We start from the raw sequence: 8,079 nt of genomic DNA on the forward strand, positions 1-8,079 counted from the left end.
ATGCTCCCCCGGTTGGACTCGAACCAACAACCTGCCGGTTAACAGCCGGCTGCTCTGCCAATTGAGCTACAGGGGAATGGTGGCGCGAGGCAGACTTTAGCAAACGCCAGGGGCCAGCCGAAATCAGTCATCCGCTCCGACCGGATCCATCCCGACCTGTCCGCGCACCTCCTGCCGGGCGATGAGCACCTGCTCCATCAGCGGACCGTCCGCGGCGCGGCTTCCTCGACCCATCAGCACCTGCTCCAGCAGCTCGCGGTTGTGCAGGTCTTTTCTGATCGTGACCCTTGCCGTGCGCCCTCGACCCAGGTCCACGGCGCGGATGAGGACGACGCTGGCAGAGGTGCGTTCGTGAAAGATCTCCGGGATCCTGCCGGGACCGGTCCGCCGCTGCAGCACCCATTGGCGCGCCTGCCCCCCGTCGACGAAGGACACCGTCAAGGTCCAGGTGTCCGGGTCCCAGGCACCGCTGTCAATGCCGTGCCAGGGCAGCTCTAGCACGGTCATGCCGTCGGGAGTGCGTTCGAGGAGTCGCCAGGTCGTCAGCACGAGCCAGTGCCCGGTGACATCTTCCTGGGCGGTTGCGAGGACGCGCTCATGGCGCTGCAGCTGCGGCAGGGCGGCAGCAGGCACGTCCTCAGGCTTGTGCGTGGGCGGTGGAGACACCACCCCGATCACTCGTCGTGGCCACCAGCGCATGTCAGGTCGTCCTGTCTTTGAGGGCCGCATGCTCGCGCTGCAGCTGCATGAGATCTTCGCTGAGCCGGCGAGCTTCGGGGGTGCCTTGCTGGGCGCGCTGGGCCTGCCCCAGGGTCTGGGCGATCTGATGCTCGAGCCCGGCCAGCTGGATGCTGACGACCAACGAGTCGACATACGCTGTGCGGGGCAGCCCGCTCGCGGGATCGAGCCGGGTAGGCAGGGGCGCCACCGCGAGCTCGTGCACGAGTTGGCGCACCGCTGGTGGCGTCTGCTCCAGCACGGCCTGGGTCCAGGACCGAGCACTCATCTCGGCGGCTGCCAGCACACCTCCCGCCTCACGAAGCGCGTGCCAGACAGCCTGGTGCATCGGCGCTCGGAACTGAGCTGAGGGGAGCTCCTCCATGTCCTCGGCGACGATCGCCAGCGGATACTGCAGGCCGACCTGAAGCAGGTTGCGCTCGGCGAGCTGGACGGGGTCGGTCAGGTCAGGTGCCGGGAGCGTCGCGGGCAGCTGGGGCATCCCGTTCGTCGAAGGCGTCGGCGTGGGCCGCCCTGCTGAGTCCGTACCCGATGCCGTCTGCTGCTGCCGCTGGTCCAGACGCCGCTGCTGCTCGACATCGGCCTGTGACGCTCGCCGCACCTCGACGGTGAGGGACTGTGGGTCGATGCCCATCCAGCCAGCCACGTCGCGGATGTACTCCGGGCGCAGGGAGGGATCCTTGACGCCCACCAGGATGTGGGCCACCGCCCGCATGGCCTGCACCCTCTCCTGGGCCAGGGACAAATCGTACGGTGCGATCGTGGTGCGCACCGCGAACTCGAACATGGGCTGGGCAGAGTCGACGAGGGCGCGGACGGCCTCTCCGCCTTCACGCTGCCACAGGTCGTTGGGGTCCTGACCGTTGGCGGCGACCGCCACGAACGACTGGGCAGACCAGCGCTGGTCCTGCTCGAAGGCCTTCATCGCAGCCTTCTGCCCAGCGGCGTCACCGTCGAAGGTGAAGATGACGCGGGCAGGGGCGCGGCCGGGCTCGTCGCGCAGCATCCGACGCAGGATCGAGATGTGGTCGCTGCCGAAGGCCGTCCCGCAGGTCGCCACCGCTGTCTGCACGCCGGACAGGTGTGCGGCCATGACATCGGTGTAGCCCTCGACGATCACTGCCCGACGCTGCGTGGCGATGGCCTTCTTGGCCAGGTCGAGGCCGTAGAGGACGCCCGTCTTCTTGTAAATCGGAGTCTCCGCGGTATTCAGATACTTCGCCGCGATCTTGTCGTCGTCATACAGGCGGCGCGCCCCGAAACCCACCGTGTCTCCGGTGATCGACCGGATCGGCCACATCACCCGGCCCCGAAAACGGTCGTAGGGCCCTCGGGAACCCCGAGCGGAGAGCCCCGAAATCACCAGCTCCTCATCGGTGAAGCCCTTGTCACGCAGGTGGTCGGTCAGCGCCTGCCCAGCCAGCGGTGAGTAGCCGACCATGAACGCAGCGGCGTGCTCGCCGTTGAACCCCTTCTCATGCAGAAATAACCGCGCCGACAGAGCCTCTGTGCTCTCGACCAGCGCGTGGTGGAAGAACTCCTCGGCCACCCGGTGCGCCTCCATCAATCGAGTCCGCTGCCCGACCGGGACGTGCGGGCCGGACCGAGCACCCCCTGGACCGCTCTCCTCATACCGCAGCGCGATCCCGAGGCGGTCGGCCAGCCGCTCAACGGCCTCGGTAAAGGTGAGGTGGTCGACCTTCGTCACGAAATCGATCACGTCCCCACCCTCTCCGCAGCCGAAGCAGTGGTAGTAGCCGACTGTCGAACGGACCGTGAAGGAAGGCGTCTTTTCGTCGTGGAAGGGGCACAACCCCTTCAGCGTGCCGACGCCAGCACCACGCAGGTTGACGTGCTCGCGGACGACGTCCTCCAGCGAGGCGCGCTCCTTGATGCTCTGGACGTCCTCGTGGTTGATCCGACCCGCCACCGGCGCACCTCCTCATCGACGCTCGCAGGCAAACACACTGCTTCGGACCAGAGTCTAGGTCCGATGGCTTGGCGCCTTCCGCAGCGCTGCACAGCCCGCGCCCCTCCCCATCGCCATACCGGTCCTGTCAGCGATCTCGTCGACCTCGGGAGCAGCCGACCCGGAGGCCGCAGAACGGCCTGTCCCCTCACCGTTAGGGTGAAGCATGGCCACCTCGAGCAGTCCTGCCACCGAGCTGGAGGTCGGTGGCCGAACGGTCCGGATCTCCAACCCGGACCGCGTCTACTTCCCCGACCTGGGGCTGACCAAGCTCGATCTGGCGAACTACTACGTCAGCGTCGGGGAGGGGGTAGTCAACGCGCTGCGTGAGCGGCCGTGCATGATGCATCGATTCCCGGACGGACTCAGCGGCGAGCGGGTCCATCAGAAGCGTCTGCCACGTGGCGCGCCGGACTGGGTGGAGACGGTTCGGGTGACCTTCCCGCGATGGAACCGGACCGCTGACGAGCTGTGCGTGACCGAGATCGCGCAGGTGATTTGGTCGGTCCAGATGTCGTGCGTGGAGTTCCACCCCTGGAACAGCCGACGAGCACACGTGGAGCAGCCCGACGAGTGGCGGATCGACCTCGACCCTGGCGATGACTGCGACTTCGCGACGGTCCGGCGGGTAGCGGGCGTGGTCGCTGAGGTGCTCGACGAGCTCGGCGCGGTCGGCTGGCCGAAGACCACGGGCTCCAAGGGCATCCACGTTTACGTCCGCATTCCCGCCGAGCACGACTTCACCGACGTGCGGCGAGCCGCTCTTGCGTTTGCACGTGAGGTGGAGCGGCGGACCGATGAGGCGACGACGGTGTGGTGGCGCAAGGACCGCGACTCCAGCAAAGTCTTCGTGGATTTTAACCAGAACGCCCGAGATCACACGATCGCCGCCGCCTACTCCGTCCGTGCCAGTGAGGCTGCTCTGGTGTCGGCGCCGCTGCAGTGGGAAGAGGTGCCCGACTGCGACCCGCGCGACTTCTCGATCCTGACGATGCCGGCTCGCTACGCAGCGGTAGGCGATCTGTGGGCCGGGATCGACGACGCGGCCTTTGACATCGCACCGCTGCTGGAGTGGGCCGACCAGGATGAGGCGGAAGGCAAGGAGACGCCCGCCCTGCCGCAGGATCCTGCCTGAGTCACTGCTGGACGTCGATGACCAACCGGCGCGGGCTCTCCAGCTCGAAGACCCGGTAGGGCCGACGATCGCCATTCATCCCGATGAAGACCTGCAACCGACCTTCGAATGGCGTGGTCCGCATCACCTCGACCACGGTGCCGAGGCTGTGGGTGTCCAGCATGAAAGTGCCCTCGCTGTAGACCGGGGAGCCGGGCTGCGGATAACCCATACCGCTGAGCCACAGCTCGAGCACCTGGTCACCGGCAATCTCCACCGCCTGACCGGACCCATCCATGGAGGGGTTGTCGGCGTAGGCCGCCCGCCATCCCAGGGCGCCGGTCCCGGTGAGGTCGACCACGATCCGGTCATAACCCTCGTGCGCACCGGCGCGCACGGTCGGGGCCAGGAGATCGCCGCCTGCGGAGAGCCAGTTGCCGTGCGTGGCTTCCTGGTCCGCAGCGGTGAACCCGGGCGCACCAGCGTCATCCGGTGCCGGGGAGCTGGGTGGGGGTTCGATGGTCGCTGGCGGTGCAGTGCTGTCCGTCGGTGCGGCGGGCACTGATGGCGCGTCAGAGGTGCCAGCGGACGCTGCTGGCGCGGCGGACGATACTGGCGCGTCGGTCACGGTGCTCGGGTCGGTGGGGGCGACGTGGTCGGACACGGCAGGGTTGACGGACAGCAACAACCACCCTCCGTCACCGACTTGTTGCAACGTGCCGCCCTCCTGGAGCGCCTCCATCCAGAAGTCCTCCGCAGCCTGCGCCGGCTGCGGGCATCCCTGATCATCGGTGGCGAGGTCACCCGCCGGGAATCGTCCGTCCGCGCTCAGGGTGAGATTCTCTTGGAACCAGGCGCTCCCGCAGTCGTCGGCGGCCAGTCCCCAGCCCAGATGCCCAGGATCTCCCGCGCCGAAGATCAGCTTAGTGACCTCCGGTGCTGCTCCGATGACGTCCACCGCCAGACGGTCGCTGCCCCACAGCTCCTTCTGCAGCACCCAGGTGGTGCCACGCAAGCGCTCCACGGAAGGCACCGTCACAGCGGCACCCGTCGATGAGTCCGCGCCTCCTACGGGCGCGAAGGCGAACGTCGTCAACCCGTCCGGGACCGCCGCGATGCTCTGGTCCGCGCTCGTCGCGCCCCCCATCAGGCCGGAGGACCAAGCGATGGCGATGGCCGAAACGACCGCCAGTCCCGCGCCGGAGACGGCTCCCACGCGCTTCCGGGATCGGCGACGCCGCCCGCGCGCCCAGTAGCCGTCGACGTCGAGGTCGCTGTGCACACCGGTGACGGCGTCCCAGATTGCGGGGCCGGCCAGCGCCTCCCGCACTTCCAGCGCGCTGGGCTCCGTGCTGTCGCTGGGGTGGCCGGGAAACTCGTTCCGGGTGCTCATCTGCGGACCTCCTTCTTCTGCTCGTCGTGCTCTTGCTCGGACGCGCCCCTTCTGGCTGCGAACTCGGCACGCATCCGGGTCATCCCCTGGTGGGACAGGCTCTTGACCGTCCCAGGGGCGATACCCATCACCTCCGCTGTCTGCGTCTCGGTCAGATCCTCGAAGTAGCGAAGGACCAGCGCCGCTCGCTGTCGCTGCGGCAAGGACCGCAGCACCTCGCGGACCTCGGCGTCACGTGCCCGCTCCTCCGAGCCGTCATCCTGACCGGCGTCGGGCAGTCGTTCGGTGATGACCTCTCGTCGTCTGCGCCGCCACCAGGACACCCGTTGGCGGTAGATCACCCGGCGCACGAAGGCATCCGGGTGCTCGACGGACTCCCACTTCTCCGCCAGCACGATGAGGGCCTCCTGCAAGAGGTCCTCGGCTTGGCTCACGTCACCGCACATCAGGTATGCCGCACGACGGAGGCGGCCCTGGCGCGCGAGGACGAACTCGCTGTAGGCAGGGTCGGTCGTCACCACGGCGGCCTCCTCTCTGCGGGTCAGTGGCCTTCGTGCTACTGAGGATGTCGCATCAGAGGGCCGAAAGGTTCAGTCGCACGCAAGAATCGCCAGATTCACCGCGGCTCCTCGGGCCGCAGCGGCTCTGGGGAGAAAGCGGGATAGGGGCGTAACTCCAGCGGCGAGCCCTCTCGCCAGGCCCGCCGCGCCCACGCCGCCGCCTCGTCACAGGCTGCCGCGACGTCCGGCATCTCGGTGGCGCACTCGCGGGCGACCCAACTCCAGCGGGAGACCAGCAGCGCACGCATCGGTGGACCGAGCACAGCCGCCGTCGGTCCACCGCCCATAGCCAGGTCGGCCTCGGCCCCCTCCAGTAGCCAGAGGGTGCCACTGAGCACCCACGCCACCACCGCGACCCTGACCTGACGGGGCCAGTCCGGGTCTTCCTCAAGTCCGGGAAGCTGCTCCCCTGCGGCTGCCGTGAACGCCTCGGTCGCCGCGTCGGTCAGTCCCTTCGGCGGGGTGAAGACGCACCAACAGGTGCTGAACGGTTCGGCGACGTAGGCCGCCTCATAGGCAAGGTGGCGGATCCCTGCGCCTTCGAGGTCCACCAGGCGCACTCCGCTGTCGGTGAGAAGCGCATTGTCGGGGCAGGCGTCTCCCGGTCCCAGCACCTGCCTGCGGGTGTCGTGCTCCAGCCAGTCGAGGGCGTCAAGCAGTTGCCCCGTCGCGCCCGGAGCGTCCCGAAGGACGCCCTCTTGGCGCAGAAGCAGCAGCCCTCGTCGAGGGAAGTCCCGGCGCGAGTCGCGGTCGACACTCACCGCCTCTCCGAGCCGATGGCGTGCGGCGGCCATGGTGTCCGGGTCCGTCCGGACCGTCCGGCCGAGGGCTCGTGCCCAATTCACGGTATGACGCCACGCGTCTTTCGCTTCGTGATCCAGCAGGACGTTGGCCAAGGTGGGGTGCGTGCCTAGGTCCTCCATGACCAGGGTCTGGCTGGCATCGTCGTGGGCCAGCAGCCGTGGCGTACCCGGAAGGTGTGCCAAGCCGACGAGCTCACGCTGATAGCCCATGGCGGCGCGTGACCCTGGTGGCATCGGCACGAATCGCTTCACGATCACCGATCCACCCCACTCCGGCGGGCCGGAGAGCACCTCCCGACGGTGCACCGTGGACCGGCTCGAGCCGCCCAGATCCGTCGGGTCGCCGAGCACCACGCCGGGTGGCAGTTCGGGTGACTGCGCGACCGACATCGTCAGGTCAGCGCGTGGTGCGCGTAGAAGGAGAGCGCCCGGGCGTCGGAAAGGCTGGCGACCTGGTCGATGATCGCTCGAGCCGACCCCACGTCGTCGGTGGCGTGGTCGTGCGCCTCGCGGTGGATCGGATCCATCAGTGAGAGGTCTGCGGTGTAGAGCTCCACAAGCGCGCTCAGCACCTCCCTCTCATGGTCCATCACCGTGCGTCGCTCCTCGCTGAGCATGACGAAGTAGGCGGCCACCGCCTTGAGCACGGCCGCCTGGGCACGAACTCGATCGGGGACCACGAGATCGGCGGAGTAGCGGCTCAGCAGCCCATCGCCATACCGCTCCCGGGTCGCCACCTCCACCGTCAGCACGAAGTGACCGATCAGGCGAGAGGTCATGTCCTTGAGCTGGGCCAAGTCCGCCCGGGTGCCGTCGTGTCGGTCAGGGACCCAGCCGGTGGCGAGCACCTCGCCCAGAGAGCCGCGCAGCACCGCCACGTCCTGGTCCGGCGCGTACCAGTCCCGAGCAACCTCGGCGACAGCCTCCTGGACCGCTGGTGAGCGGAGCGCTGCGGGGTCCACACGTCCGGAGGCGATCGCATCCTCGACGTCGTGGACGCAGTAGGCGACATCGTCAGACCAGTCCATCACCTGGGCCTCGAGGCAGCGGCGGTGTGGCGCACCCTCTGGCGTGCCGCTGCGCAGCCACGCGAAAACTTCCCGGTCGTCCAGGTAGACCCCGAACTTGTGTCCCCCACCGGGATTGTCACCTCGCACCCAAGGATATTTCGTCGCTGCGTCCAGGCTGGCCAGCGTGAGGTTGAGCCCGGCAGGCCGCCCGTCCGGGTGCGAGCGCTTGGCCTCCAGCCGAGTCAGGACACGCAGGGTCTGGGCGTTGCCTTCGAAGCCACCGATGCCGGCGGCCAGCTCGTTGAGCACCGCCTCGCCGTTATGGCCAAAGGGTGGATGACCGATGTCGTGCGCCAGACAGGCGGTGTCAACCACGTCAGCGTCGCAGCCAAGGGCCGCGCCGAACTCCCTGCCGATCTGCGCGACCTCCAGGGAATGGGTGAGGCGGTTACGGACGAAGTCGTCGCTGGTGGGTTGCACGACCTGCGTGGT

Annotated in this window: 7 protein-coding genes and 1 tRNA gene; 1 reads left to right on the plus strand and 7 read right to left on the minus strand. The window is 68.3% G+C overall.

Going from position 1 to position 8,079, the window contains the following annotated elements:
• Positions 1 to 3 precede the first annotated feature (3 nt).
• The 3 genes from Q4P07_RS13380 to dnaG form a co-directional block, all read right to left on the minus strand.
• Positions 4 to 76: transfer RNA gene (locus Q4P07_RS13380), tRNA-Asn, on the minus strand.
• Between the two features lie 47 nt (positions 77 to 123).
• On the minus strand, positions 124 to 633 hold the full coding sequence (locus Q4P07_RS13385; RefSeq protein WP_303375416.1) for a hypothetical protein: 510 nt from the start codon (positions 631 to 633) through the stop codon (positions 124 to 126).
• 67 nt (positions 634 to 700) lie between these two features.
• Positions 701 to 2,668, minus strand: coding sequence for a DNA primase (gene dnaG / locus Q4P07_RS13390; protein WP_303375417.1), 1,968 nt, complete (start codon positions 2,666 to 2,668; stop codon positions 701 to 703).
• A 205-nt stretch (positions 2,669 to 2,873) separates the two neighbouring features.
• On the opposite strand from dnaG, the gene ligD reads away from it, so the two are divergent.
• On the plus strand, positions 2,874 to 3,842 hold the full coding sequence (ligD, locus tag Q4P07_RS13395) for a non-homologous end-joining DNA ligase (RefSeq protein ID WP_303375418.1): 969 nt from the start codon (positions 2,874 to 2,876) through the stop codon (positions 3,840 to 3,842).
• Between the two features lies 1 nt (position 3,843).
• Here ligD and Q4P07_RS13400 read toward each other — a convergent pair whose 3' ends face one another.
• From Q4P07_RS13400 to Q4P07_RS13415, 4 genes are all read right to left on the minus strand, one after another.
• Positions 3,844 to 5,214, minus strand: coding sequence for a hypothetical protein (locus tag Q4P07_RS13400; RefSeq protein ID WP_303375419.1), 1,371 nt, complete (start codon positions 5,212 to 5,214; stop codon positions 3,844 to 3,846).
• Entirely contained in the window at positions 5,211 to 5,735 is a 525-nt protein-coding gene (locus Q4P07_RS13405; RefSeq protein WP_303375420.1) for a SigE family RNA polymerase sigma factor, read from the minus strand. Before Q4P07_RS13405 ends, Q4P07_RS13400 begins: the two co-directional genes overlap by 4 nt.
• 95 nt (positions 5,736 to 5,830) lie before the next feature.
• On the minus strand, positions 5,831 to 6,967 hold the full coding sequence (locus Q4P07_RS13410) for a hypothetical protein (protein WP_303375421.1): 1,137 nt from the start codon (positions 6,965 to 6,967) through the stop codon (positions 5,831 to 5,833).
• A 2-nt stretch (positions 6,968 to 6,969) separates the two neighbouring features.
• A partial coding sequence (locus Q4P07_RS13415) for a deoxyguanosinetriphosphate triphosphohydrolase (RefSeq protein ID WP_303375422.1) occupies positions 6,970 to 8,079 on the minus strand: 1,110 nt, incomplete at its 5' end.

The organism is Ornithinimicrobium sp., assembly GCF_030537745.1.
In the GTDB taxonomy this organism is placed as follows: Bacteria; Actinomycetota; Actinomycetes; order Actinomycetales; family Dermatophilaceae; genus Ornithinicoccus.